This window comes from Pseudomonadota bacterium, assembly GCA_013285445.1.
GTDB lineage: Bacteria > Pseudomonadota > Gammaproteobacteria > Xanthomonadales > Wenzhouxiangellaceae > Wenzhouxiangella.
In genome coordinates this window covers 1,317,187-1,342,808 of sequence record CP053448.1, presented here as the reverse complement: position 1 = coordinate 1,342,808, position 25,622 = coordinate 1,317,187, and the positions used below count along the sequence as shown (strand labels likewise).

The window sequence follows — 25,622 nt, the reverse complement described above, 5'->3', positions numbered from 1 at the left end:
CCGAATCATGGTCGATCGAAGGACCTTTCTGACCACCTCGGTCGCCGGACTGGCCTTTCTCGGGCTGCAGCGCGCCGGACTGGCCGCGTCGCTGGAGCCGCTGGCGGGCACGCCGCCGTTCGCGCCGCTGGCGCCCGATCCCGCCCGGCACTTCGATCTCGCCGGCGGATTCAGCTACCGCATCATCGCCCGCAGCGGCCAGACCATGACCGACGGTTGGCGACTGCCCGGCGACCCAGACGGCATGGCCGCCTTTGCCGGACGGCACGGGCGGGTCATCCTGGTCTGCAACCACGAGCTCGATCTCGACGAATTTGCCGCCGGCCCATTCGCGGATCATCCCGCCCTGGTCGAAAACCTGGGCGCCAAGACCCTGTTCGACCGGGGCTACGAACACCCCTGCCCGGGCGGGACCACCACCCATCAATACAACCCTGAAGACGGGCGGATTGAACGTTCCTTTTTGAGCCTGGCCGGCACGGAGCGCAACTGCGCCGGCGGTCCGACGCCCTGGGGGAGCTGGCTGAGCTGCGAGGAAACCTGCGTCCGGGCCGGCACGCGCTACCGGCGCGATCACGGCTGGGTTTTTGAGGTGCCAGCCACTGCCAAAACCCTGGTCGAGCCGGTCGCGCTGACCGCCATGGGACGGTTCAACCATGAAGCCTGCGCCGTTGATCCGGCCACCGGCATCGTCTACATGACCGAAGACCAGAGCGATGGATTGTTCTACCGCTATATGCCCGAGCGGCCGGGCCATCTGGCCGCCGGCGGACGGCTGCAGGCGCTCACTTTTCGCGATCCCGGATCGGCCGATACCCGCAACTGGTCTCAACCGACCCTTGCCGAGCATCGGCCACGGATCGTCGACTGGATCGACCTTGACGATGCGGAATCACCCAACGACGATCTGCGACAGCGCGGCCATGCCGCCGGAGCGGCGCTGTTTGCTCGTGGTGAAGGCCTGTGGTGGGGCAACGGCGAAGTCTACCTGGCCGCGACCACCGGCGGTCCCGACCGGCTCGGACAGATCTTTCGGCTGATTCCCGGTTTCGGCGGTGACCGTCTGGAGCTGTTCTACGAGTCGCGCCACCCGCGCCTGATGAAGCACTGCGACAATCTGACAGTCACGCCCTGGGGCGACCTGCTGGTCTGCGAGGATCGCGATGAGTCGGCTTCATTGCTCGGTGTCACACCGCGGGGCCGGGTCTACGAATTCGCCCGCAACGTCGGTTCGCAGTCCGAACTGGCCGGTGTGTGTTTCGCCCCGGACGGCCGCACGCTTTTCGTCAATCTCCAGGACGACGGACTGATGCTCGCCATCACCGGTCCCTTTCCGTCTGCCTGAAAGTTTCAGCTGAACAAATCCCGGAAGTGTTCGCTGGCAAAGCCCCGGCGGGCCAGAGCCTGCTGACGGCGAGACTTCTCCTTCAGGTCTGCTGGCGGCTCTGAACCATAGCGGCGCTCATACCAGGTCGCCGCGATCGCGAACCAGTCAGGCGCCTCTGCCTCCAGGGCGCGGGCAATCAGCGCCCGGTTGATGCCTCGCTCGCCCAGCTCGGCGCGGATCCGAACGGGTCCGTAGGCCCTGGCCGCGCGCTGGCGCACGTAGCTTTCGGCAAAGCGCTGGTCGGACTGCAGGTCTTGCCCGGCCAGTTCATCGACGACCGGTTCAGTGGCCAGCGCAGCGAAGCCGCGCTGGTGCAGCTTGCGCAGCAGCTCCTGTCGCGAGTGCTCGCGCCGTGCCAGCAGGCGCAGCGCGACTTCGCGAATCGCGGCCGGATCGGACGGGCTGTCGCGGTTCAAACTGCCTGCCGCCCCGGCTCAGCCGGCCTGTGACCTTGCCTCTTCCCCGGCTTCAGCGACATCGGCAGCCGTTCCCGATGGTCCGACCGACTTGGGCAAGAGCGTCTCACGCAGCTGCCTCTCGATATCAGCGGCCATGTCAGGATTGTCCTTGAGGAACTGGCGGACGTTGTCCTTGCCCTGGCCAATGCGATCATCACCGTAGCTGTACCAGGCGCCGGACTTCTTGACCAGGCCATGCTCGACGCCGAGCTCGATCAGCTCGCCCTCGCGCGAAATGCCCTCGCCATAGAGAATCTCGAAGACGGCCTGCCTGAACGGCGGCGCCATCTTGTTCTTGACGACCTTCACGCGGGTCTCGTTGCCCACGGCTTCATCGCCGCGTTTGATCGCGCCTATGCGCCGGATATCCAGACGAACCGACGAGTAAAACTTGAGCGCATTGCCGCCGGTCGTGGTCTCGGGCGAGCCGAACATCACGCCGATCTTCATGCGGATCTGGTTGATAAAAATGACCAGACAGTTGGTACGCTTGATGTTGGCGGTCAGCTTTCTGAGCGCCTGGCTCATCAGCCGCGCCTGCAGGCCGACGTGGGAGTCGCCCATCTCGCCTTCGATCTCGGCTTTCGGCGTGAGTGCGGCCACCGAATCGACCACCACAATATCGACGGCACCGGAACGGACCAGCATGTCGGTGATTTCCAGTGCCTGCTCTCCAGTGTCGGGCTGGGACACTAACAGATCGTCGACATTGACCCCCAGTTTCTCGGCGTAGGTTGGATCGAGCGCGTGCTCGGCATCGACAAAGGCTGCCGTCCCCCCCAGCTTCTGCGCCTCGGCAACGGCATGCAGCGTCAGTGTGGTCTTGCCAGATGACTCCGGGCCGTAGACCTCGACGACCCGGCCGCGCGGCAGGCCGCCCACACCCAGTGCAACGTCCAGCGCCAGCGACCCGGTCGAGACCACCGGCACGTCCTTGCGCGCCGCGTCGTCACCCATGCGCATGATCGCGCCCTTGCCATACTGCTTTTCGATCTGGCCCAGTGCCGCGGCCAGTGCTCTCTTGCGATTGTCGTCCACGATTCAGTCCTCTCCATTCATTCGTTTGCTGCTAGAGCCGCGATCGACTCGATTATCGCACAGCACCCTCGCCTGCCAAGGTCGTTTGGGGCAATCACTGCAATCTCCTACAGCCAATTCAGTCGATTTCCGACAAGACGCCATTGTAGACAGGCGGTTCTCAAACCCTGAGAAACTGCGTTGACCGGTTTTGGGATAGAATCCGCCCCACTATGTGCTGCCTGAATGTCCCCTCACGATTGAGCGGAGCGCTGCTGATTGCCGTCGCGGCATTCGCCACCATTGGCTGTGACAACAACCGGACCCACGACCCGGGCCTCGTCCAGGCACCCCGTTTTGTCGACGAAAAGGGGGAGCGCGACCGCGCCTGGCTGATGAGCCACCACGCCAACCGGGGCTCGTACGCGCTAACTATCGACGACGGCACCGCCATCATCGAGCGGACCGGGCCCGAGCCCTGGGGGCTGCTCTCGCAGTTCTTTCCGCGTGAAGTGGTCGAAGAACTGGCCGGGCGCACCCTGGCGTTTTCGGCCGACCTGAAGCTCGATCTGGAAGACGACACCTGGGGCACACCGATCGAACCGGTCGGTTTCCGCGTCAAGGTCTTCAAGGCCCGCGACCCGCGCGGCAATCCGCTCCATGCCATGCTCGGAGTGCGTCCCCAGGAGAACTTCGTGCTGAACGTACCCAACGACGTCACCCAGCGCGACTGGCAGCGCTACACGCTGGAATTTCGCCTGCCCGACGACGCCTGGGAAATTGAAGCCGCCGTGTTCATGAGCCGCGGTGGCCGGCTCTACGTCCGAAACCCCTCACTGACCGTGGTCGACTGACAGCGGCCGCCACGATCCGGTCTACCCGCCCGACTGGCTGGTCGCCCAGAAACAGCAGGGTCAGGTGGAGATTGTGATCCGGCACCCGGCGCCCGAAGAAAACTTACCGACCCGGCAACAACAGAGGCCGCGTTCAGCCAGCCAATCGTCGCAACAGGCCTTCGAAGGCAATCGCCACAGTGGCCCGGCGCACTGCGTCGCGTTCTCCGGGCAGCTGGCGGATTTCCGTTTCGACCACGCCGCCGGGCAACGCCCAGCCGAAACACACCGTGCCGACCGGCTTTTCCGGCGAACCGCCGTCCGGACCGGCAATGCCGGTGACCGAAACGGCCACGTCGGCCCTGCTGTTGTCCACCGCCCCACGCGCCATGGCCGCGGCCACTTCCTCGCTAACGGCACCGAATCGGTAGAGGTCGCCGGGCTTTACGTCCAGAAGGTCAGCCTTGGCCTCGTTGGAATAGGCCACAAGGCCGCGTTCAAACCATTTCGAGCTACCGGGCAGATCCGTGCAGATCTTGGCGATCCAGCCACCGGTGCATGACTCGGCCGTCACCAGTCGGCGCCCCAGCATCTTCATCTCCGCCGCCAGGGCGGTGGCCAGCATCGAGAGCGCTTTGTCGTCGTGTCGCATTGCCATGGCTCCTATAATGCCTTGGATGGAGGTTTCAGGGCGGGCGCCGGTGTCCGTGCGGCGCGGCTGCGCCGCGATGTGAGATCGAAATCCGCGTAGGTCGCGGTCGCATCCGCGACGGACGACCCATGAGCCTGTCCACGCATAGCTACGCGTGTACAGATCGCCGACGTCGTCCGTCGGCGATGTGACGCCGACCTACGCGGTCTTCGGTCACCCGCGCAGCCCACGCGGCGAAGCCGCCCGCCATTCCGGTACGATGCCGCATCAAATCTCAAACCTGAAACCTTTTCCACCGCTATCGCCCGAAGCCCGAAGCCAGAAGCCAGAAGCCCAAACCGATTCCACCATTAATGTCAGACACCACGCCCCAACACACCCCGCTCATGCAGCAATACCTCCGGATCAAGGCCGATTATCCGGACATCCTGCTGTTCTTCCGTATGGGTGACTTCTACGAACTGTTCTACGACGACGCGAAACGCGCCGCCGGCCTGCTCGACATCACGCTCACCCACCGCGGCAAGTCCGCCGGCGAGCCCATTCCGATGGCCGGCGTGCCCTACCACAGCGTCGACGGCTACCTCGCGCGGCTGCTGAAGAAGGGCGAATCCGTAGCCATCTGCGAGCAGATCGGCGACCCCGACACGGCCAAGGGGCCGGTCGAGCGCAAGGTCGTTCGGATCGTCACGCCGGGCACGGTGACCGAGGAATCGCTGCTCGAGGAACGCGCCGAGCGCCTGCTGGCGGCGATCCTGCCCGACAAGCACGGTTTCGGTCTGGCCTGGCTGGACCTGGCCGGCGGACGGCTACGCTGCTGCGCGCTGGCCTCGACGGCCGAACTGACCGCCGAGCTGGAGCGCCTGCGCCCGGCCGAGCTGCTGCTGCCCGAAGACGCCGCCCTGCCCTTCACCCGCGAAGGGGCGGCCGTGCGTGAGCATCCGCCCTGGGCCTTCGATGCCGAATCGGCCGAGCGCGAGCTGTGCCGGCAGTTCCGGGTGCAGGATCTCTCGGGATTCGGCATCGAAGGTCGCGGCCCGGAAGTCGGCGCCGCCGGCGCCCTGCTTGGCTATGCCCGCGACATGCTCGCCGGCGAGCTGCCGCATCTTTCCGGCATGCGCGCCGTGCACCCGGCCGAACACCTGGTGCTCGATGCCGCCACCCGCCGCCACCTGGAGATCGACGTCCATCCCGACGGGCGCTTTGAACACACCCTGGTCGGCCTGATGGACACGGCGGCAACGCCGATGGGCAGCCGCAAGCTCAAGCGCTGGATCACCCATCCCCTGCGCGACCGCCAGGCCCTGGGCGAGCGCCACAACGCCGTCGCCGCCCTGCTCGAGACCCATGCCCATTCCGGTCTCCACGATCTGCTGTCGGGCCTGGGCGATATCGAGCGCGTGCTCACGCGTATCGCGCTGAAAACCGCCCGACCGCGCGACCTGGCCACACTGCGCGAGGGCCTCGGCCGGCTGCCGGCGCTCAATGACGCCCTGGAAAACGTCTCGGTGCCCCTGCTCGATGAGCTGCGCGGTCAACTCGCGCCCTGCCCCGATCTGCACGATCGACTCGAAACCGCCATCGTCGAGCAGCCGCCAATGGTCATCAGAGACGGCGGCGTGATCGCCGAAGGCTACGACCCGGAGCTCGATGAGCTGCGCGATCTGAGCCGCAACGCCGGCGAATTCCTGGTGCGCTATGAGATACAGGAACGGGAGCGCACCGGCATCCAGACGCTCAAGGTCGGCTACAACCGCGTCCACGGCTACTACATCGAGATCGGCAAGTCCCACGCCGAGAAGGTGCCGACCGAATACGCGCGCCGCCAGACGCTCAAGAACGCCGAGCGCTACATCACCGAGGAACTCAAGGCCTTTGAAGACAAGGTGCTGTCGGCCCGCGAGCGTGCCCTGGCGCGCGAAAAGGCGCTGTATGAAGAACTGATCGAGCGCCTGGCCGGCGAGCACGGCCGCCTTGCAATCATCGCTGCTGCCCTGGCCAGCCTCGATGTGCTCGTGGCCTTTGCCGAGCGCGCCGAGACCCTGCGACTCAGCGCACCCGAGCTCGTCGCCGAGCCCGGCGTGGACATCGTCGAGGGGCGTCATCCAGTCGTCGAGCGCGTCCAGGACGAAGCTTTCGTGCCCAACGACTGCCGGCTCGACCCGGAGCGGCGCATGCTGGTGATCACCGGCCCCAACATGGGCGGCAAGTCGACCTACATGCGCCAGGTCGCGCTGATCGCCATTCTGGCCCACGCCGGCAGCTTCGTGCCCGCCGGGTCTGCCCGCATCGGACCGGTCGACCGCATTTTTTCTCGCATCGGTGCCGGCGACGACCTCACCCGCGGCCGCTCGACCTTCATGGTGGAAATGGTCGAGACCGCCAACATCCTGCACAACGCCAGCAAGCATTCGCTGGTGCTGATGGACGAGATCGGCCGCGGCACCTCGACCTTCGACGGCCTGGCCCTGGCCTGGGCGGTGGCCACCGAGCTCGCCCTGAACGTGCGCGCCTTCACCCTGTTTGCCACCCACTACTTCGAGCTGACCCGGCTGGCCGACGACCACCCGGGTATCGCCAACGTGCACCTGGACGCGCGCGAGCACGGCGAGGAGATCGTTTTTCTGCATTCGGTGCGCGAAGGCCCGGCCAGCCAGAGCTACGGCATCCAGGTCGCGCGCCTGGCCGGCGTACCGAAGCCGGTGATCGCCCAGGCCAGAACGCACCTGAACCGACTGGAGAACGAGGCCGCAACGGCGGCCAGTCCCCAGCTGGGCCTGTTCGGCCAGTCGTCCTCGAAATCGAAAACGGTCCCGGCACCGGACCCGTTGCACGATATGCTCGAAGACATCAACCCCGACGAGCTGACGCCCCGCGAAGCACTGGAGTGGCTCTACCGGCTCAAGAAGCAATCCGGGGCAGATTGATCGACAGACATCCCCTGGATGTGGGCACACGCTTGACACAAGCAGTCGCACTTTCCCAGCCGGACCGGAACAACATCGTACGGGCGACCAAAGACGCCGAATGGGTTGCCGCGGAATGGCCGACCTGTGAGATTGGAAACGCGCGCCCGGCCGGTATTGACGGCGACTTGATATGCTATGGCAATTCTCACCGCACTGATCGGGGAGTCCGACATGAACGCTGTTCGCCGAATCGTCATTGCCCTGGCCATCCTCGCTGCCTTGCTGTTGCTGATCGCCGGTCCCGGTACCCGTCTGGGGCTGTGGGAGTTCGGGTTCGGCTTCACCCTGATGCGCTGGGCGCTGTATGGCGGGATCGCGGCCGCTGTCCTGGCGCTGCTGCTGCTTGTCATGCCGGCCGGGCGGCGCGGTGGCATGTCGGGCCTGATTGTCGCCTTCGCCCTCGGTCTGGGAACCGCCGCCGTGCCCTGGGCGCTGGTCCAGAAAGCCCAGTCGCTGCCCCGTATCCACGATATTTCCACCGACACGGTCAACCCGCCCGATTTCGTGGCCGTCGTACCGCTTCGCGCCGATGCGCCGAATCCACCTGACTACGCCGGCCAGGAGACCGCCGAACAGCAGCGCGAGGCCTATCCCGACATCCGGCCGCTGGAAGTCGAGACCTGGCCGGCCATCGTCTTCGAGCGTGCCCTGGAATCCGCCCGCGCCCAGGGCTGGGACATCGTCGAGGCCGACGAGGAAAGTGGTCGGATCGAGGCCACTGATACGACCTTGTGGTTTGGCTTCAAGGACGACGTGGTCATTCGCATTCGCGGCGACGGCCGCGGCAGCATCGTCGACGTGCGCTCGAAATCGCGCGTGGGCCTGAGCGATGTGGGCGCCAACGCCGAGCGCATTCGCGGCTACCTGCGGGATCTGGCGGCACGCATTGAATCCTGATTCAGCCCTGACCGTGGCGCGCCAGCGCCCAGGCGACGTGCTCGCGAACCCGTTCTGATGGGTGATGGCGGCGCGCCTTCAGCGCGGTGATCACCCGGTCTGCGGTCGGGGCATTGCCCAACGCCACCGCCAGGTTCCTCAGCCAGGACTCGTAGCCGGTGCGCCGGATCGGATTGCCCTCCGTACGACGCAGGAAGGTGGACTCGTCCCAGCCGAACAGCTCGACCAGATCGCCGGCGTCCAGGTCCTTGCGCGGCGCGAAATCCGCTTCGCCGGTGGTGCTGGCATAACGATTCCACGGGCAGACCATCTGGCAGTCGTCGCAGCCGAAAACCCGGTTGCCAATCAGCGGCCGCAGCGGCTCGGGAATCGACCCCTTCAGCTCGATGGTCAGGTACGAAATGCAGCGCCGCGCATCCAACTGGAACGGACCGGTGATGGCCTGCGTCGGACACACGTCGATGCACTTGCGGCAGCTGCCGCAGTGCGGCGTGGCCGGGGGGTCGGCCGGCAGCGCCAGGTCGGTATAGATCTCGCCCAGGAAGAACCAGGATCCGGCCTGCCGGCTGAGCACGATGGTGTGCTTGCCGATCCAGCCCAGGCCGGCCTTTTCGGCCAGCGGTTTTTCCATGACCGGCGCCGAGTCGGTAAACACCCGGTGTCCGAATGGTCCGATGACCTGTTCGATCCGCTGCCCGAGCTGCTTGAGCCGCTTGCGGATCAGCTTGTGGTAGTCGCGCCCGAGCGCGTAGCGTGAGACGGCCGCGCGTCCGGGCTGCGCCAGCACGTCCTGGTAGCGCCGGGCCGAGGCATGCAGGTAGTCCATGCGGGCAACGATGACCGAGCGTGTGCCGGGCACCAGTTGGTCCGGGCGCGTGCGCTTGCGCCCGTGCCGGGCCATCCATTCCATGTCGCCGTGATAGCCCTGCGCCAGCCACTCATCCAGGCGCCGCTCGTAGAGCGAGAGGTTGGTATCGGCGATTCCGATCGCCGCAAACCCCAGCGCCCTGCCCCACTCGCGAATGTCATCAACCAGGGCAACGGGGTCCGGCCCGCTTTGCCTATAATCAGGATCATGACTCATGTCCGGCATTATCCCATCTGTCCGCTGTATCGTGCCGCCGAGGTGCGTGAACTTGACCGTCGCGCCATCGAGGAGCACGGCATCGCCGGCTACACGCTGATGCAGCGGGCCGGGACGCGCGCCTTCGCCGTCCTGCGCGCGCGCTGGCCCGAGGCGCGCGCAGTGACCATCTGCTGCGGCGGGGGCAACAACGGCGGCGACGGTTACGTGCTGGCCAACCTGGCACAGACAGCCGGCCTGGCGGTCCAGCTGATCGCGATGAAGTCACCGGAGGAGCTGACCGGTGAAGCTCGGAAGGCCGCCGGGGACTGGCTGGCCCTGGGCAGTCAGCCGGAATCGCCCGAAGAGCGTCTGCGCGGCGATGTCATCGTCGACGCCCTGCTCGGAACCGGGCTTGAGCGTGTGGTGCGCGACGACTATGCCAGGCTGATCGTGCGGATCAACGACAGCGCGCGCCCGGTGCTGGCCATCGACCTGCCCTCCGGACTCGCCGCCGACACCGGCATGCCGCTGGGTCATTGCGTCAAGGCCAGCGCCACCGTGACCTTCATCGGCCGCAAGCGCGGGCTCTACACCGGCCGGGCCGGCCGCTACTGCGGCGAGCTGGTCTACGACGATCTGGGCACACCGCCGGAGATTCACCGGGACATGGGCGTGCGCGATCACCTGCTGGCGCCGGGACAGCTCGGCGACTGGCTCCGGCCGCGTCCGGCCGACACGCACAAGGGCATGCTCGGGCGCCTGTTGGTCATCGGCGGCAATCACGGCATGGGCGGCGCCGCCGTGCTCGCCGCCCGCGCTGCGCTGTATGGCGGCAGTGGCCTGGTCAGCATCGCCACGCGCGCCGCGCACGCCGGCCTGGCCCCGGCCGTGCAGCCCGAAATCATGAGCCACGGCGTGGAGTCGATGGAAGCGCTCGATTCGCTGCTCGAAGCGACCGACGTGGTCACCATCGGTCCCGGCCTGGGTCGCGACGACTGGGCGCGCGCCCTGTGGCGCCGGGCGATCGAGCAGGGTCGACCGCTGGTTGTCGACGCCGATGCACTCAATCTGCTGGCCGAAGCGCCAACCCGGCGCGAGCGCTGGATCCTGACGCCTCACCCCGGCGAAGCCGCGCGCCTGCTCGATACAGGCGTTGCCGATATCCAGGCCGACCGCTTTGCCGCCGCAAGCCGGCTGGCCGAGCGTTTTGACGCCGTTGTCGTTCTCAAGGGCCACGGCAGTCTGATCGCCGACACCGACGGCACCGTCGCACTGTGCCCCTGCGGCAATCCGGCCATGGCGACCGCCGGCATGGGCGATGCCCTGACCGGCCTGATCGCCGCCCTGCTCGGCCAGGGTCTGACACCCTTTGACGCCGCCTGCTGCGGCGTCCTGGCCCATGCCCTGGCTGGTGACCGTGCCGCTCGTGGCCGGCGCCAGATCCTGGCCAGCGACCTGATCAACCAGCTGCCGGCCATTCTGCCGGCATGAATCCGGAGCGGGAGTTCACCGCGGCCCGCGAATCCGACACCCTGGCGCTGGGCCGCGAGCTTGCGAGGCTGTTTGCCGGCGGCGGAATCGTCTATCTGAGCGGCGATCTCGGCGTTGGCAAGACCACGCTGGTGCGCGGACTGCTGCGCGCCCTGGGCTACGCGGGCCGGGTCAAGAGCCCGAGCTACGGCCTGATCGAAAGCTACACCGTCGACGGACGCCACATTCATCATCTCGACCTGTACCGGCTCAGCCACGGCGAGGAGATTGTCTACCTGGGCCTGGAGGATCTGCTCGATGAGGGCAGTCTGCTGCTGGTGGAGTGGCCCGAGCGCGGCCCGGGCTGGCTGCCCGCGCCGGACTGGACGATCAGCATCAGCGACGACGACAGCGGGACGCGGCACATCCGGCTGGCCCCGGCTACGCAACCGGATGGGGGCGATTGATCAGGATGCCAGGCGCTGGCCGAGGATCTGCCCGGCTTCAGGCCGGCGGCTGCCAGCGACCGCTGTCAGCCCATTGGCCGAGCGCGCGCAGCCACGGCGCAATATCGAGCCCTTGCCGCCTGAGCCAGTCGTCGCTGTAGTAGGTTTCACGATAGCGCTCGCCGTCATCGCACAGCAGGGTCGCCACGCTGCCCTGCTCTCCGGCCGCGCGCATCTCCGAGAGCAGCTCGATCGCACCGATCAGGTTGGTTCCGGTCGAACCGCCGCAGCGACGCCCAAGCCAGTCCTCGAGAAAACGCAGCGCCGCCATACTGGCCGCATCGGGAACCGACAGCATGCGATCGATCACCTCGGGCACGAAACTCGGCTCGACCCGCGGCCGGCCAATACCCTCGATGCGCGAGCTGGCTTCGATGGTCAAGCCGGGGTCGCGGCTGCGAAAGTACTCGTGAAAGACCGAGTGTTCCGGATCGACCACGCACAGCTGCGTTGGACCACCAGCGAAACAGCGAAACCGCATGAATCGGCCCATGGTCGCTGCCGTGCCACCGGTGCCGGCCGAGACCACCACCCAGCGCGGACGCGGGTGGGGTTCCTGTGCCATCTGCGCAAACAGGCTCTCGGCGATGTTGTTGTTGCCGCGCCAGTCGGTCGCGCGCTCGGCGTAGGTGAACTGGTCCATGAAATGCCCGCCGAGTTCGCGCGCCAGGCGCTCGGACTCGGCGTAGATCGCCCCCGGTTCGACGAGATGGGATTCGCCCCCGTAGAACTCGATCTGGGCAATCTTCTCGCGCGAGACGCTGTCGGGCATGACCGCGATAAAGCGCAGACCCAGCAGGCGGGCAAAATAGGCTTCCGAGACCGCAGTCGAACCGGAGCTGGCCTCGATAACGGGCGTATCCGGGCCAATCCAGCCATTGCACAGGCCGTACAGGAACAGCGAGCGGGCCAGCCGATGCTTGAGGCTCCCGGTCGGGTGGATGGATTCGTCCTTGAGGTAGAGCTGCCAGCCTTGCCAGGCCACCGGCATATCCATGCGAATGAGATGGGTGTCGGCCGAGCGATTGAAGTCGGCCTCGATGGAGCGAATGGCCTCGCACACCCAGCGGCAGCGTTGAGTTTGCATGTCGTGACCCGTCGATGAATTCAGCACAGCATCATACCGCGTCACGGAATCGGCCAGTGCCCGCGGCGCCGGGGGAAGGACAGCGCGGCTCAGGTTGTCAACGCGACGATGAACGGATTCACGACCGGTTCACGCAAGCTCTGGAAACCTTCCTGCTAAAATCATGGTCTGATGATCTAACCGACTTTTACCAGAGGATCAAGGCAAACATGAGCGATCAACTTCGCGCGACCACGATCAGCAGCGCCCAGACCGACCAGCGCATCGACGACGATGCCCGGCGAGTCCTGCGCAACACCTGGAACCTGCTGGCCATGACGCTGCTGTTCAGCGCCGGCACAGCGGGTCTGGCCATGGTCAACAACTGGCCGCCGCTCAATATCTGGCTGGTGCTGGGCGGCTATTTCGGACTGCTGTTTCTGACCTACGCCACGCGCAACTCCGGCTGGGGCATTCTCAGCGTATTCGCCCTGACCGGTTTCATGGGCGCAACCATCGGCCCGATCGTCAATCTCTACACCGCCATGTTCAGCAACGGCAACGAGCTGGTCATCGCGGCCCTTGGATCGACTGCGGTCGCCTTCATCGGTCTGTCGGGCTTTGCCATGGTCACTCGCAAGGACTTCAGCTTCCTTGGTCCGATGCTGTTCGTGGGTATCCTGGTTGCTTTCATCGCCGGCCTGGTATCGATCATCTTCGGCATGAGCGCGCTCGGGCTGGCCGTCAGCGCCATGTTTGCTGTCCTGATGTGCGGCCTGATTCTATTCCAGACTCAGCAGATCATCCGCGGCGGCGAGCGCAACTACATCATGGCCACGGTGACCCTGTTCGTATCGATCTATAACCTGTTCACCAGCCTGCTGCACCTGCTCGGCTTCTTCTTCGGCGAAGAGTAAGCCACAAGTCGTACGTCGGGGACGTGGCCCCGACCCACGGGCGGGCATCGCCCTTGGTGGTGGCGCCGGATCCGGACGTCGGGGACGCGGCCCCGACCCACGGGCGGGCATCACCGCTGGTGGTGGCGCCAGGTTCGTAGGTCGCGGTCGCATCCGCGACGGTCGAGGATTCGGGTCTGTACACGCACAACCACACGGGCCGATCCCGCACCTCGTCCGTCGGGGACGCGGCCCCGACCTACAGGCGGGCATCGCCCTTGGTGGTGGCGCCGGATCCGGACGTCGGGGACGCGGCCCCGACCCACGGGCGGGCATCACCGCTGGTGGTGGCGCCAGGTTCGTAGGTCGCGGTCGCATCCGCGACGGTCGAGGATTCGGGTCTGTACACGCACAGCCACACGGGCCGATCCCGCACCTCGTCCGTCGGGGACGCGGCCCCGACCTACAGGCGGGCATCGCCCGTGGTGGTGGCGCCGGATCCGGACGTCGGGGACGCGGCCCCGACCGACTCCAGGCGGTCAGGCGTGATGCTGGCGGCGATCGGGGATCAGGCTGTCGAGCAGCAGCAGCACGACGCCGAGGACGATGGCCGAGTCGGCGATATTGAATGCCGGCCAGTGCCAGTCGTTGTAGTGCCAGTCGATGAAATCGACCACGTAGCCGAAACGAAGGCGGTCGATCAGGTTACCCAGCGCTCCGCCGATGACCAATGCCAGCGCCGTCGGCAACAGCCGCGCCCGGTGCGGCAGTCGCCACAGCCACACCAGCATGGCGACCACAATGACCACTGCCACCGCCGACAGGAACCAGCGCTGCCAGCCGCTGCCGCCGGCCAGAAAGCTGAAGGCCGCCCCGGTATTGTGGGCCAGGGTCAGGTTGAACCAGGACAGCACCTCCACCGGCCGATAGAGCTCGAGCTGGGCGATGGCCAGATGCTTGGTGGCCTGGTCGACCAGCACGATCACGCCGGCCAGTCCCAGCCACATCGCATATCGTCCAGGACGCATCGGCAGCACGGTCAGCCCCAGCGCCGGGTCTCGCCCGGACCTTCGACGTTTTCGACGCAGCGCTCGCAGATGTCCGGGTGATCCGGATTGCTGCCGACGCTGTCGCGGTGGTGCCAGCAGCGCACGCACTTGGTGTGCTCGCTCGGTTTCACCGCCACCTTGAGCGAATCGCCGTCGATCCCGGCGGTCTCCATCGGCTCGGCCACCGGCGCCAGGTGCACGTCGGAGGAGATGAAGAAAAACCGCAGCTCGTCGCCGACGGCGGCGAGTTCCCCGGCCAGTGTGCCGGTCGCCTCCAGGGTGATCTCGGCCGCCAGCGAGGCGCCGATGGTCTTGTCGCGCCTGAGCTGCTCGAGCCAGGGGCCGACCACTTCGCGCACCTTGCGCAATCGCTCCATCGACTGCCGGGCCGCGGCACCGCCGGCGGCCAGGCCCTCGTACCAGGTCGCCAGCATGACCGAGTCGTCGCGTTCGCCGGGCATTTCGGCCCAGATTTCCTCCGCGGTGAAGCAGCACACGGGGGCCAGCCAGCGCACCAGGGCCTCGAGGATGTGGTGCATGGCCGTCTGCGCCGAGCGCCGCGCCGGGTGATCGGCCGGCAGCGTGTAGAGGCGGTCCTTGATGATGTCGAGGTAGAACGCGCCCATGTCGACCGAGCAGAAGTGGTGCACGCCCTGGTAGATGCTGAGGTAGCGGTAGTTGCGATAGGCTTCGACCACCTCGTCGTGCAGGCGCGCGGCCATGTCGACGGCATAGCGATCCAGCGGCAGCAGCTCGTCGAGCGGGAGGGCATGACCGGCCGGGTCGAAACCGTGCAGGTTGCCGAGCAAAAAGCGCGCGGTGTTGCGGATGCGCCGGTAGGCGTCGGCGACGCGCTTGAGGATCTCGTCGGAGACGCTCATTTCCTGGCGGTAGTCGGCGGCGGCCACCCACAGGCGAAGGATGTCGGCGCCGAGGGTCTTCATGACCTGCTGCGGGGCAATGACGTTGCCCTGCGACTTCGACATCTTCTTGCCCTCGGCGTCGACGGTGAAGCCGTGGGTGAGCACCTGCTCGTAGGGCGCGATGCCGTGCATGGCCACCGAGGTCAGCAGCGAGGAGTGGAACCAGCCGCGGTGCTGGTCGGAGCCTTCCAGGTAGATGTCGGCCGGGCGCTTGAGTTCGGGGCGCTGGTCGAGCACGCAGTGGTGGCTCACGCCGGAGTCGAACCAGACGTCGAGGATGTCGGGCACCGGCTCGTATTTTTCCGCGTCCACGCCCAGGCGCCCGGCGATGTCGTCGGCGTACCAGGCATCGACGCCTTCGGCCTCGACGATGTCGGCGAACTGGTGCAGCAATGCGGGCGTGTCGGGGTGCGGCTGCTGGCTGTCGCGGTCGATGAAGAAGCCCAGCGGTACGCCCCAGGTGCGCTGGCGCGAGATGCACCAGTCCGGGCGGGCCTCGATCATCGAGCGAATGCGCGCCTGGCCCCACTCGGGCACCCAGCGCACGTTGTCGATGGCTTTCAGCGCGTCGGCGCGCAGGCCGGCCTGGTCCATGGCGATAAACCACTGCGGCGTGGTGCGAAAGGCGGTCGGCGACTTGTGGCGCCAGCAGTGCGGGTAGCTGTGGCCGAAGTCCTCGGCGGCCAGCAGGGTGCCGTTGCCGCGCATGTGCTCGACCAGCATCGAGTTGGCCTTCCAGACGTGCTCGCCGCCGACCACGGGCGTGTCGTCGACGAACACGCCGCGCCCGTCGATCGGGTTGACCACGGCCAGGCCGTAGCGCTGGCCGATCTCGAAGTCCTCCTGGCCGTGCCCGGGCGCGGTGTGCACCGCGCCGGTGCCGGTCTCGGTGGTGACGTGCTCGCCGAGGATGACCGGCACCCGCTCATCGTTGAAGGGATGGGAGAGCGCCAGGTGCTCGAGCTCGGCGCCCTTGACCGTGCCCAGCACCTCGACCTGCGCCAGGCCGATGCGCTTGCAGACATCCTCGCGCAGCTCGCTGGCCACCACCAGCTCGCGCTGCGCGCCCCTCGCGCTGGCCGCGCAACAGGTCGTAGTCGAGTTCGGCGTTGAGGCACACCGCCTGGTTGGCCGGAATGGTCCAGGGCGTGGTCGTCCAGATGACGACGCCGGCATCATGGGCCAGGCCGTCGACGCCGAAGCGCCGGCCCAGCTCGGCCGCGTCGACCGCGGCGAACAGCACGTCAACGGCGATCGAGGTCTTGTCCTGGTACTCGATCTCGGCCTCGGCCAGGGCCGAGGAGCAGTCGAAGCACCAGTGCACCGGCTTGACGCCGCGCTTGAGATGGCCGCGCTCGACAATTTTCGCCAGCGCGCGCAGCATGTCGGCCTCGTAGCTGAAGTCCTTGGTGGCGTAGGGGTTGTCCCAGTCGCCCAGCCCGCCCAGGCGCTTGAAGTCGTTGCGCTGGTTGTCGATCTGCTTTTCTGCGTACTCGCGGCACTTCTGGCGAAACGTGGCGGCATCCACTTTCTGTCCGACCTTGCCGACCTTCTTTTCGACCTGCAGCTCGATCGGCAGCCCGTGGCAGTCCCAGCCCGGCACGTAGGGCGCCCGGTAGCCGGCCATCAGGGCAGAGCGCACCACGAAGTCCTTGAGGATCTTGTTGACCGCGTGCCCGATGTGGATGTCGCCGTTGGCGTAAGGCGGGCCGTCGTGCAGCACGAAGGTCTCGCGCCCCCCGGTGGACTGCTGGATGCGCTCGTAGAGGCCGTGGGCGTACCACTGCTCGAGCATGGCCGGCTCGCGCTGGGCCAGCGAGGCCTTCATCGGGAAGGCGGTTTTGGGCAGGTTGATGGTGTCTTTGTAGTCCATGATCAGCGTTTCGGTCAGTCGATGCCGAGGGCGCGTCTGGCCACCTCGGCATCGACCGCCATCTGTTCCTTCATTTCTTGCAGGTTGTCGAAGCGCTCTTCGGGCCGGAGGTAATCCGTGAACTCGACGGTCAGATGCCGACCGTAGAGTGCGCCATCGTAGTCGAACAGATGCACCTCGAGCAGCCACTCGCGCCCATCCACGGTGGGACGCCGGCCGAGGCTGGCCACTCCGGGATGCCCGTCCAGTCCGGCACCCGACACCCGCACCGCCAGCACGCCGCTCAACGCAGGCGGACGCGGCGGCCGGATATTGACAGTCGGAAAACCCAGGCCGCGACCGATGGCCCGGCCACGCAGCACCCGGCCCGAAATCGTGTAGCGCCGCCCCAGCAGGCGCTCGACCATGATCAGATCGCCCTCGCCCAGCGCGTGGCGCACGGCGGTAGACGAGATCCGCTGTTCACCGTCGCAGACCGGGTCAACGCACACCACCTCGAAGCCATAACGGCGGCCGAGCTTGTGCAGCATGGGCAGGTCACCCAGCGCGCGGGCACCAAAACGAAAATCATGGCCGACTACGACACGCTGCGCCTTGGCCCCCTGCACCAGCACCTCGCGCACGAAACGCTCCGGGCTCTGGCGGGCAAACGCCCGATTGAATCGCAACATGAACATCAGATCCAGTCCCATATCGCGGCACAACTCGAACCGGTCGCGAATGGTCAGCAGTCGCGGCTGCGGCCGATCCGGGCGGAACACAACCGCCGGGGGTGGTTCGAAGCACATGATGGCGGACTCCAGTTTGCGCCCGCCATCGAGGGCCGCACGGATCAGCGCCTGGTGCCCACGATGCAGTCCGTCGAAATTGCCCACCGCCACCGAAGTCGGTGCGTGCTGGGCAGGATCGGGGTTGAGGTCTCGGATCAGTCGCATGAAGCGATGAATTCTACCCGTTTTTTGACTGCCGGCGCTGCATCCGGCCGCGACAGCGCCGCACGCGCAGCTCCACACGCTTCCCCGGCGCTGCCTGTCTGCGCACAGGCGCCGTCTCGACCCAGCGTTCTGCCGGCCGAAACTTGCTATTGGCCCGGCAGCACGGTAGATTGCGACCAGGGCTCCAGGTATGACTCGAATCACGGCGTCGGCGGCCGGGAAAGATTGGTTTCCCGTGCAGGAGCGACAACGCCGGGTCGCGCCATCCCCGGAGCCCTGAATGTCATCTGCATTGCTGCCGGACTGAAAGAAATGACGCGATGATCGAGGGGCTGCTGCTTGTCTTGCTGGTCGCGCTGCTGATCTGGGGCATCGTGATCTTCAACCGTCTGGTGCGCGTCCGCAACCTGGTCAGGAACGGCTTTGCCGATATTGACGTGCAGCTGCAGCGTCGCCACGACCTGGTGCCCCAGCTGGTGACGGCCGTGCGCGCCTATGCCAATTTCGAGCGGCGCGTGCTCGAGGACGTCACGGCCCTGCGCAGCCGGGCACAGACCGCCGAGCAGTCCGGCGAGGCCCGGGCCATGGCCGGCGCCGAGGTGGCGCTGGCCGCCGCACTGGGACGCCTGCTGGTGCTGGCCGAAGACTACCCGGCGCTGCGCGCCAGCGAAAACTTCCAGCAGCTCACGACTCAGCTCGTTGAAACCGAGGATCTGCTGTCGCACGCGCGGCGCTTCTACAATGGTGCGGTGCGCGAGCTCAACACCCGGATTCAGCAGTTCCCGGACCTGCTGATCGCGCGCCCGCTGGGCTTTTCCGAGGCGTCGTACTTCAGCGCCGACATAGAAACCCGCGCCACGCCGCAGGTCGCCGAACTGCTGCAGCGCCACTCGCGAGAGACTGCCGCATGAAACGCCTGCTCCTTGCATTTTGCCTGCTGCCGATGCTGGCCGCGGCCGATGAACGCATTGTCGAATTTGCCGCCGACATCACGATCGATGCATCCGGCGAAATGGTCGTGACCGAGCACATCACGGTCGTCGCCGAAGGCCGCCAGATTCGACGTGGCATCTACCGCGATTTTCCGACCCGCTACCACGATCGCTCCGGCCGGCGCGTGGTCGTGCCGCTCGAAATCGTCGGTGTGCGCCGCAACGGCCAGCCCGAGGACTGGCATACCGAATCGATCAGCAACGGTACGCGCATCTACTTCGGCAGCGCCGACCGGCTGCTCGATCACGGCCGCCACAGCTACGAGCTGACCTACCGCACCAACCGCCAGATCGGTTTCTTCGACGAATTCGACGAGCTCTACTGGAACGTGACCGGCAATGCCTGGGATTTTCGTATCGAACAGGCCGGCGCCGTGGTGCGCCTGCCCGGCTCGGTGGCAACAGACCAACTGCGTCTGGACGCCTACACCGGCAGCGAAGGCGAGCAGGGTCAGGACTACCGGGCCGAGACAACTGGCGGCAGTCAGGTCCGCTTTGAAACCACCCGGGCACTGGCCCCACGCGAGGGTTTGACCATTGCCGTCGGTTTCCCCAAGGGTCTCGTGAACGAGCCGACGGCGGCCGAGAAGCGCGCCTACGTGGTGCAGGACAACCGCGTGTTCTTCAGTGGCCTGGCCGGCATTGCCCTGGTGCTGGCCTGGTTCCTGTTCGCCTGGTATCGGGTCGGGCGTGACCCCGACGCCGGCGCCATCTACCCGCGCTACGATCCGCCGGAAGGTTACTCGCCCGGCATGCTGCGCTACGTCTGGAAGATGGGCTATGACCGCACTTGCACCGCCGCCGCACTGGTCAGCCTTGCGGTCAAGGGCGCACTGAAGCTCGACAAGCGCAAGAAGGACTATGTGGTCGAAAACGCCGAAGGCGACACCGACTCGCTGACCGAGCGCCGCCTGCTCGAACAGCTGTTCGACGGGCGCAGCAGCCTGGTATTCAAGCAAAGCAATCACGCCGAGATTCGGGAGGCGCTCAAGGCCCACGAGAAATCGCTGTCGGGCCGCATGGAGGGCCGCTATTTTCACCGCAACCGGTGGTGGCTGGTGCCGGGAGTGCTGCTGTCGATCCTGGCCCTGCTGAGCATGGTGCTGCAGCTGCCCGGCGAGCAGAAGTTCATCGCGATATTCCTGATCGCGCACCAAAGCATCTGGAACCTGGGCACCGCCGTTCTGGTCATGCGCGTCTACCGAAGCTGGCGCGATCTCCAGGGCGTCACCGACTTCTTTGGCGCGCTGTTGCTGACCGCGTTCTCGTTGCCCTTCGCCGCCGCCAGCGTGGTCGTGCTGGGCTTGTTCGGCTTCATGATCGGCTGGCTGCCGGCGCTCGTCGTCCTCGCGCTCGGGGTGGTCAACGGCCTGTTCTGGCATCTGCTGCGGGCCCCGACCCTGCGCGGTCGCAAACTGCTGGACCAGGTCGAGGGTCTGAAGCTGTATCTCCAGGTAGCCGAGCGCGACGACTTCGAGCAGCGCCACGCTGATGCCCCTCCGCAGACTTTCGAAGAGTTCGAGCGCCTGCTGCCCTACGCCGTGGCGCTGGACTGCGCCGACACCTGGGCCGAACGCTTCGCCGCCCAGATCGAGTCGGCCATACAGGCGGGCACGGCCCAGTCGCGGAACTGGTACCCGGCCACCACCAGCCGCAGCGGTGCGTTCTCTGCGGCCAGCCTCGGCTCGGCGCTGGGCAGCGGCCTGGCCAGCGCCACGGCATCGGCGGCGACCGCACCGGGCTCGAGTTCCGGCGGCGGCGGGGGCGGTTTTTCCGGCGGCGGCGGTGGCGGTGGTGGTGGCGGCGGCTGGTAGCCATTCCAGCTTGCGGTAGACTGCCGCCATGAAGTTTGTTGATGAAGCCACAATCCGGGTAGCGGCCGGAAACGGCGGCAGCGGCTGCGTCAGTTTCCGTCGCGAGAAGTACATCCCGAAAGGCGGGCCGGACGGCGGCGATGGCGGCGACGGCGGAGATGTCTGGCTGGAAGGCGATTCCGGCCTCAATACCCTGGCCGATTTTCGCCATGCCCGGCAGTTTCGCGCCCGCAACGGTCAGCCCGGTCAGGGCCGCCAGCGAACCGGCCGGTCGGCCGAGGACATTGTCATTCGCGTGCCGCTGGGCACGATCGTGGGCAATGTCGAAACTGATGAGCGCATCGGCGAAGTGCTCGAGCACGGTCAGCGTCTGCTGGTTGCCCGCGGCGGACGCGGCGGCAGGGGCAATGTCCACTTCAAGTCCTCGACCAACCGCACTCCGCGCCAGTCCACGCCGGGTACGCCGGGTGAGGAACGCGAGCTGAGGCTCGAACTGAAAGTGCTGGCCGACGTCGGCCTGCTGGGCTTTCCCAATGCCGGGAAATCGACCCTGATCAGCGCGGTCTCGGCCGCGCGGCCCAAGGTCGCCGACTATCCCTTTACCACCCTGCACCCGAATCTCGGGGTGGTCAGTCTCGAGCCCGGTCGCTCGTTTGTCATCGCAGACATTCCCGGCCTGATCGAGGGCGCCGCCGAAGGCGCGGGATTGGGCATCCGGTTTCTCAAGCACCTGCAGCGGACCGGTCTGCTGCTTCAGCTTGTCGACATCGCGCCGATCGACGGCAGCGATCCAGCCGACCAGGTGCGCTCACTCGAGCGGGAGCTGGGACGCTTCGATCAGGAGCTGGCCAAGCGCGAGCGCTGGCTGGTGCTGACCAAGACCGATCAGCTCGACGCAGCGCAGCGACAGGACACGGCCGCGGGAATCGTAGCCAGGCTCGACTGGCAGGCGCCCTGGTACGCCATCTCCGCGGTTGCTCGCGATGGTCTGGAACGGCTGGTGGGTGATGTCATGAACCATCTCGAACGCCAGCCAGCGAACGATCGCGAAACGGTGAGCGGCTGAACCGCCCGGCCGGGACTTCGTCAAACCCGATCAGCATTCAAGGAGAAAACCCATGTTAGTAAGAGTTCTGCTCAGCATCCTTGTTCTTGCCTCGGCACTGCCGGCCGCGGCAGCCGTGGAATCGGTGACTGTCTTCCCCGATCGCGCCACCGTCACCCGCATTGTCGCGACCGGCATCAGCGCCGGCAGCGGCGAACTGGTCCAGTCCGACCTGCCGACGGGAATCGCGCGCGACAGCCTGCGCATTTCCGCCAGCGGGCCAGCGGGCCTGCGGCTGGGCGCGTACCGGCTCGAGACCCTGCGCGGAAGCGAGCGGGTCAGCCAAAGGGCCCGCGAACTGGAGAGTCGGCTGCAGCAGCTGCGCGACGAGCGAGCCGCAATCGAAGACGCCGTCGAGGCGCGAAATCTGCAGATCGAGCTTGTCCGCTCGCTGGCGACTGGCGCCGGCCAGGGCGACGAGAAACTGGCCGTCGAAGGCTGGCGCAGCGCGATCGAAACCGTTGGCACCGGTGCCGAGGATGTGCTGGCCGAACGGCGCCGGCTGAACCTCGACAAGCGCGAACTCGACGAGCAGATCGAGCGGCTCGAGCGCGAGCTGGCCGATCTCGGCCAGCAGCAGCGTGACACGCTTGAGCTGCGGCTGGCCTGGACCAGCGAAACGTCCGGGCCGGCCCGGTTCACGATTGAATACACCGTCTCCGGCGCGGCCTGGCGACCGGTCTACGAATGGCGCCTGGACACTGGCGAAGGCCGGCTCGAGATCGTTCAGTTCGCCGAGGTTCGCCAGCGCACGGGCGAGGACTGGACCGACGCCGAGCTGAACCTGTCCCTGGCCCGTCCGTCGAGCGGTGGCCGCCTGCCCGAACCATCGCCCTGGTGGATCGATGTCCTCAGGCCGGAGAAACAGGCTCCTGCGGGCCAGGCCGAGGTCAGCGCGCTGCGCGCCCCGACCAGCATGATGGATCAGGCCGGAGCGCCGGCAGCCGAAGCCCAATGGGACGGGGCCGAACTGGTCGGCAGCGACTACACCCAGGCCTACCGCGTCGCCGGCCGCTCCAGCGTGGCGGCCGACAACCAGGCCCACCGCTTTCGCCTTGACACGCATCGCCTGCCGGTCAGCTTGAGCGCACGAACCCTACCGCGTCGACAGCCCACCGCCTGGCTGTACGCCGAGGGCCTGTTCGAGGGCGACAGCGCACTGCCCCCGGGAGCGGCCACGCTCTACCAGGACCATACCCTGGTCGGTCAGCTGCGCTTTGCCGGCATAGCGCCCGGCGACACGCTGGCATCGAGCTTCGGCGTTGACGATCGCATCCGCATCGAGCGGGAGCTGCTGGCAGACGAACGCGCCACCGAAGGCATGCTTCGCAAGTCAACGCGCCTGCGCCGCATCCACCGCATCACCCTGCACAACGGTCACAGCCGGCCGATCGATGTGACCGTGCTCGATTCGATGCCGGTCGCGCGGGATGAGCGCATTGAAGTCAGCCTGACCGAGAACACCACCCCGCCCGACGAACGCAACGTCGATGACAAGCCCGGTGTGCTGGCCTGGCAGCGCCGGCTCGACGCCGGTGCCGAAGCGCGCCTGACCGTCGGCTACACGCTGAGTTTCCCCGAGGATCTGCCGGGGATTCAGGGCTGGTAACGCGTCCTTGCCGTGCCCAAACCACGAAAAAGCCGCGCTCGGTGGCGCGGCTTTCTCGCGTTCAGCGCTGGCCGGCAGGACGCTCAGCCCATTTCGCGCAGATGCTGGTTGAGCCGGGACTTGTGACGCGCCGCCTTGTTGGCGTGCATGATGCCTTTCGAAACCGACTTGTCGATGGCCGGAACGGCTGCGTTGTAGGCCGCCTCGGCAGCCGCCTTGTCGCCGGCATCAATCGCACGCAACACTTTCTTGATCTTGGTGCGCACGTGCGAGCGAAGCGCCGCATTGTGACGGCGATGATGTTCGTTCTGGCGGGCGCGCTTGCGAGCGGATACGCTGTTGGCCACGAAGCTACTCCTGGAATTCGTCGCTTGAATAAAACAAGCCGGGAATTATCGGATGAATGACATCCTGAGTCAAGGGCGCGGGCGCTGGATATCGGCGCGGCACGGCGCGGCGCTGGCCGGCAAGGCCCAGCGGAACGGCACCGTGTCATGAGTCTGCTTCGCAGCACCTTCAGTTTCGGCTCGATGACGCTGATCTCGCGCATCCTCGGCTTTGTGCGCGACGTGGTGCTGGCGCGGTGGTTCGGCGCCGGCGCGGCGATGGAAGCGTTCGTGTTCGCGTTCAAGATTCCCAATTTCCTGCGCCGCATGTTTGCCGAAGGCTCCTTTTCGCTGGCCTTTGTGCCGGTGCTCAACGAGTACCGGGAAAAGCACGACCAGGCGGCGCTGAAGTCGCTGATTGACGCGGTTGCCGGCAGCCTGGCCGCGGTGCTGCTGATCATTACGGCCATCGGCGTGCTCACCGCCCCGGCCCTGGTGACGGTGTTTGCGCCCGGCTTTCGCAGTGATCCGGCCCAGTTTGCGCTGGCCGCCGACATGCTGCAGGTGACGTTCCCCTATCTGCTGTTCATTGCCCTGGTTGCGCTGGCCGGCGGTATTCTCAACACGCTCGGGCGGTTTGCCCTGCCGGCGCTGACCCCGGCCTTGCTCAACCTGTCGCTGATCACCGCGGCAGTGGCAATCAGCCCGATGTTCGAGCAGCCCATCAAGGCCCTGGCCTGGGGCGTTCTGGTTGCCGGGCTGTTACAGCTTGCGGCATTGCTGCCCGCCCTGGCCCGGCACGGCGTGCTGCCGGTCCCGCGTCCGGACTTTGGCCATCCCGGAGTGCGTCGCATCATGCGGCTGATGGTGCCGACCCTGTTCGGGTCGTCGGTGGCGCAGATCGGTCTGCTGTTCGACGTGCTGTTCGCCTCGCTGCTGGCCTCCGGCTCGCTGGCATGGCTGTACTACGGTGACCGCCTGATGGAGTTTCCGCTCGGGCTGTTCGGTGTGGCGCTGTCGATGGTGATTCTGCCAACGCTGTCATCGCTGCACGCCCGCGCCGACAACGGTCGCTTTCGCGCCACGCTCGACTGGGCCGTGCTGCTGGGCGTGGTGATCGCGATCCCCGCCGCCGCCGGACTGGCGGTTATCGCCGGGCCGCTGGTGGTCACGCTGTTCCACTACGGCGCCTTTACCGCCCTGGACGCCGAGATGGCGGCACTGGCGCTGCTCGCCTACTGCCTCGGGCTGCCCGCGTTCATCGGCGTCAAGATCCTGGCGCCGGCCTACTTCTCACGCCAGGACACGCGCACGCCGGTGGTGATCGCCGTCATTGCGCTGGTCGCCAACATGCTGTTCAACGTGCTGTTTGTCGCCGCCATCGTCATCTACCTGGCCGGGGGACAGTTTGGGGACGGGCTTTGGACCACCCTGGCCGCCCATCCCGGCGCCCATGCCGGACTGGCGCTGGCATCGAGCACCTCGGGCTGGATCAATGCCGCCCTGCTGTGGCGCGGACTGCAACGGACGAATCTGGCACCCCGGCTGCCGTGGCGCCATATCGCACAGGTGGTGGCGGCAGTGCTGCTGATGGTGCTGGCGGTCACCGCGGTCGTTCCGGACACTGCTCAGTGGCTGGGGGCCGGCCTGGGCTGGCGGGCCGGGCATATGACCCTGGCCGTGCTCGTCGGCGCGGGGATCTATGCGCTGGCGCTGCTGGCCACCGGGCTGCGGCCCCGTCACCTGGCGCGACCGGTCAGGTCGAATACCGATCCCTGA

General features: G+C 66.7%; 21 protein-coding genes and 1 pseudogene. 12 read left to right on the top strand and 10 right to left on the bottom strand.

Annotation, left to right across the window (positions count from 1 at the left end; all coding sequences use genetic code 11):
• Positions 1-7: 7 nt before the first annotated feature.
• Positions 8-1,345 (top strand): DUF839 domain-containing protein, encoded by a 1,338-nt coding sequence (locus HND55_06065; protein QKK02258.1) that lies wholly within the window; start codon positions 8-10, stop codon positions 1,343-1,345.
• A gap of 5 nt (positions 1,346-1,350) precedes the next feature.
• Here HND55_06065 and HND55_06060 read toward each other — a convergent pair whose 3' ends face one another.
• Both HND55_06060 and recA read right to left on the bottom strand, forming a co-directional pair.
• A complete protein-coding gene (locus HND55_06060; GenBank protein ID QKK02257.1) occupies positions 1,351-1,803 on the bottom strand; it encodes a regulatory protein RecX in 453 nt (150 codons plus the stop codon).
• Between the two features lie 18 nt (positions 1,804-1,821).
• A complete protein-coding gene (gene recA / locus HND55_06055) occupies positions 1,822-2,883 on the bottom strand; it encodes a recombinase RecA (protein QKK02256.1) in 1,062 nt (353 codons plus the stop codon).
• Between the two features lie 239 nt (positions 2,884-3,122).
• Between recA and HND55_06050 the strand changes: the two genes are divergently transcribed.
• Positions 3,123-3,716 (top strand): hypothetical protein, encoded by a 594-nt coding sequence (locus HND55_06050; GenBank protein ID QKK02255.1) that lies wholly within the window; start codon positions 3,123-3,125, stop codon positions 3,714-3,716.
• Here HND55_06050 and HND55_06045 read toward each other — a convergent pair.
• Together HND55_06045 and HND55_06040 are read right to left on the bottom strand one after the other, a co-directional pair.
• Positions 3,658-3,801 carry a hypothetical protein gene (locus HND55_06045; protein ID QKK02254.1) on the bottom strand — a complete coding sequence of 48 codons (144 nt, stop codon included), beginning with the start codon at positions 3,799-3,801 and terminating at the stop codon, positions 3,658-3,660. The genes HND55_06050 and HND55_06045 overlap by 59 nt on opposite strands.
• Positions 3,802-3,849: 48 nt before the next feature.
• A complete protein-coding gene (locus HND55_06040; protein ID QKK02253.1) occupies positions 3,850-4,347 on the bottom strand; it encodes a CinA family protein in 498 nt (165 codons plus the stop codon).
• Between the two features lie 353 nt (positions 4,348-4,700).
• Between HND55_06040 and mutS the strand changes: the two genes are divergently transcribed.
• Together mutS and HND55_06030 are read left to right on the top strand one after the other, a co-directional pair.
• On the top strand, positions 4,701-7,274 hold the full coding sequence (gene mutS / locus HND55_06035) for a DNA mismatch repair protein MutS (protein ID QKK02252.1): 2,574 nt from the start codon (positions 4,701-4,703) through the stop codon (positions 7,272-7,274).
• Between the two features lie 213 nt (positions 7,275-7,487).
• Positions 7,488-8,213 carry a DUF1499 domain-containing protein gene (locus HND55_06030; protein ID QKK02251.1) on the top strand — a complete coding sequence of 242 codons (726 nt, stop codon included), beginning with the start codon at positions 7,488-7,490 and terminating at the stop codon, positions 8,211-8,213.
• A 1-nt stretch (position 8,214) separates the two neighbouring features.
• Here the strand turns inward: HND55_06030 and queG are convergent, their stop codons facing one another.
• Positions 8,215-9,297, bottom strand: coding sequence for a tRNA epoxyqueuosine(34) reductase QueG (queG, locus tag HND55_06025; GenBank protein ID QKK02250.1), 1,083 nt, complete (start codon positions 9,295-9,297; stop codon positions 8,215-8,217).
• On the opposite strand from queG, the gene HND55_06020 reads away from it, so the two are divergent.
• Together HND55_06020 and tsaE are read left to right on the top strand one after the other, a co-directional pair.
• Positions 9,289-10,770 carry an NAD(P)H-hydrate dehydratase gene (locus HND55_06020; GenBank protein QKK02249.1) on the top strand — a complete coding sequence of 494 codons (1,482 nt, stop codon included), beginning with the start codon at positions 9,289-9,291 and terminating at the stop codon, positions 10,768-10,770. The two genes, queG and HND55_06020, sit on opposite strands and share 9 nt — an antisense overlap.
• On the top strand, positions 10,767-11,216 hold the full coding sequence (gene tsaE, locus HND55_06015) for a tRNA (adenosine(37)-N6)-threonylcarbamoyltransferase complex ATPase subunit type 1 TsaE (protein ID QKK02248.1): 450 nt from the start codon (positions 10,767-10,769) through the stop codon (positions 11,214-11,216). The genes HND55_06020 and tsaE overlap by 4 nt, the downstream gene beginning before the upstream one ends.
• A 37-nt stretch (positions 11,217-11,253) precedes the next feature.
• On the opposite strand, the gene HND55_06010 is transcribed toward tsaE, so the two are convergent.
• Entirely contained in the window at positions 11,254-12,342 is a 1,089-nt protein-coding gene (locus HND55_06010) for a PLP-dependent cysteine synthase family protein (GenBank protein ID QKK02247.1), read from the bottom strand.
• A gap of 209 nt (positions 12,343-12,551) precedes the next feature.
• Here HND55_06010 and HND55_06005 point away from each other — a divergent pair, with 209 nt between their 5' ends.
• Entirely contained in the window at positions 12,552-13,238 is a 687-nt protein-coding gene (locus HND55_06005) for a Bax inhibitor-1/YccA family protein (protein QKK02246.1), read from the top strand.
• 518 nt (positions 13,239-13,756) lie between these two features.
• Here the strand turns inward: HND55_06005 and HND55_06000 are convergent.
• The 3 genes and pseudogenes from HND55_06000 to HND55_05990 form a co-directional block, all read right to left on the bottom strand.
• The gene (locus HND55_06000; protein ID QKK04018.1) at positions 13,757-14,224 is read right to left on the bottom strand and encodes a lipoprotein signal peptidase; all 468 of its coding nucleotides are present in this window, start codon (positions 14,222-14,224) and stop codon (positions 13,757-13,759) included.
• A 32-nt stretch (positions 14,225-14,256) separates the two neighbouring features.
• A pseudogene (ileS, locus tag HND55_05995) lies at positions 14,257-17,062 on the bottom strand (isoleucine--tRNA ligase).
• Positions 17,063-17,076: 14 nt separating this feature from the next.
• Positions 17,077-17,997 (bottom strand): bifunctional riboflavin kinase/FAD synthetase, encoded by a 921-nt coding sequence (locus HND55_05990; GenBank protein ID QKK02245.1) that lies wholly within the window; start codon positions 17,995-17,997, stop codon positions 17,077-17,079.
• A gap of 320 nt (positions 17,998-18,317) precedes the next feature.
• Between HND55_05990 and HND55_05985 the strand changes: the two genes are divergently transcribed.
• Genes HND55_05985 through HND55_05970 form a run of 4 tightly spaced genes read left to right on the top strand, consistent with a single transcriptional unit; the run spans position 18,318 to position 23,517 of the window.
• Positions 18,318-18,908 (top strand): LemA family protein, encoded by a 591-nt coding sequence (locus HND55_05985; protein ID QKK02244.1) that lies wholly within the window; start codon positions 18,318-18,320, stop codon positions 18,906-18,908.
• A complete protein-coding gene (locus tag HND55_05980; protein QKK02243.1) occupies positions 18,905-20,803 on the top strand; it encodes a DUF2207 domain-containing protein in 1,899 nt (632 codons plus the stop codon). The genes HND55_05985 and HND55_05980 overlap by 4 nt, the downstream gene beginning before the upstream one ends.
• 28 nt (positions 20,804-20,831) lie before the next feature.
• Entirely contained in the window at positions 20,832-21,869 is a 1,038-nt protein-coding gene (gene obgE / locus HND55_05975) for a GTPase ObgE (protein QKK02242.1), read from the top strand.
• Positions 21,870-21,921: 52 nt separating this feature from the next.
• Positions 21,922-23,517 carry a mucoidy inhibitor MuiA family protein gene (locus tag HND55_05970; GenBank protein QKK02241.1) on the top strand — a complete coding sequence of 532 codons (1,596 nt, stop codon included), beginning with the start codon at positions 21,922-21,924 and terminating at the stop codon, positions 23,515-23,517.
• 83 nt (positions 23,518-23,600) lie between these two features.
• Here HND55_05970 and rpsT read toward each other — a convergent pair whose 3' ends face one another.
• Entirely contained in the window at positions 23,601-23,864 is a 264-nt protein-coding gene (rpsT, locus tag HND55_05965; GenBank protein ID QKK02240.1) for a 30S ribosomal protein S20, read from the bottom strand.
• A 147-nt stretch (positions 23,865-24,011) separates the two neighbouring features.
• Between rpsT and murJ the strand changes: the two genes are divergently transcribed.
• A complete protein-coding gene (gene murJ / locus HND55_05960; protein QKK02239.1) occupies positions 24,012-25,622 on the top strand; it encodes a murein biosynthesis integral membrane protein MurJ in 1,611 nt (536 codons plus the stop codon).

Excerpts from the sequence above, each read along its gene's own strand:
- HND55_06065 (QKK02258.1), top strand. The coding sequence starts at position 8 with ATGGTCGATCGAAGGACCTTTCTGACCACCTCGGTCGCCGGACTGGCC.
- HND55_06040 (QKK02253.1), bottom strand. The coding sequence starts at position 4,347 with ATGCGACACGACGACAAAGCGCTCTCGATGCTGGCCACCGCCCTGGCG.
- mutS (QKK02252.1), top strand. The coding sequence starts at position 4,701 with ATGTCAGACACCACGCCCCAACACACCCCGCTCATGCAGCAATACCTC.
- HND55_06030 (QKK02251.1), top strand. The coding sequence starts at position 7,488 with ATGAACGCTGTTCGCCGAATCGTCATTGCCCTGGCCATCCTCGCTGCC.
- HND55_06020 (QKK02249.1), top strand. The coding sequence starts at position 9,289 with ATGACTCATGTCCGGCATTATCCCATCTGTCCGCTGTATCGTGCCGCC.
- queG (QKK02250.1), bottom strand. The coding sequence starts at position 9,297 with ATGAGTCATGATCCTGATTATAGGCAAAGCGGGCCGGACCCCGTTGCC.
- tsaE (QKK02248.1), top strand. The coding sequence starts at position 10,767 with ATGAATCCGGAGCGGGAGTTCACCGCGGCCCGCGAATCCGACACCCTG.
- HND55_06010 (QKK02247.1), bottom strand. The coding sequence starts at position 12,342 with ATGCAAACTCAACGCTGCCGCTGGGTGTGCGAGGCCATTCGCTCCATC.
- HND55_06005 (QKK02246.1), top strand. The coding sequence starts at position 12,552 with ATGAGCGATCAACTTCGCGCGACCACGATCAGCAGCGCCCAGACCGAC.
- HND55_06000 (QKK04018.1), bottom strand. The coding sequence starts at position 14,224 with ATGTGGCTGGGACTGGCCGGCGTGATCGTGCTGGTCGACCAGGCCACC.
- HND55_05990 (QKK02245.1), bottom strand. The coding sequence starts at position 17,997 with ATGCGACTGATCCGAGACCTCAACCCCGATCCTGCCCAGCACGCACCG.
- HND55_05985 (QKK02244.1), top strand. The coding sequence starts at position 18,318 with ATGATCGAGGGGCTGCTGCTTGTCTTGCTGGTCGCGCTGCTGATCTGG.
- HND55_05980 (QKK02243.1), top strand. The coding sequence starts at position 18,905 with ATGAAACGCCTGCTCCTTGCATTTTGCCTGCTGCCGATGCTGGCCGCG.
- obgE (QKK02242.1), top strand. The coding sequence starts at position 20,832 with ATGAAGTTTGTTGATGAAGCCACAATCCGGGTAGCGGCCGGAAACGGC.
- HND55_05970 (QKK02241.1), top strand. The coding sequence starts at position 21,922 with ATGTTAGTAAGAGTTCTGCTCAGCATCCTTGTTCTTGCCTCGGCACTG.
- murJ (QKK02239.1), top strand. The coding sequence starts at position 24,012 with ATGAGTCTGCTTCGCAGCACCTTCAGTTTCGGCTCGATGACGCTGATC.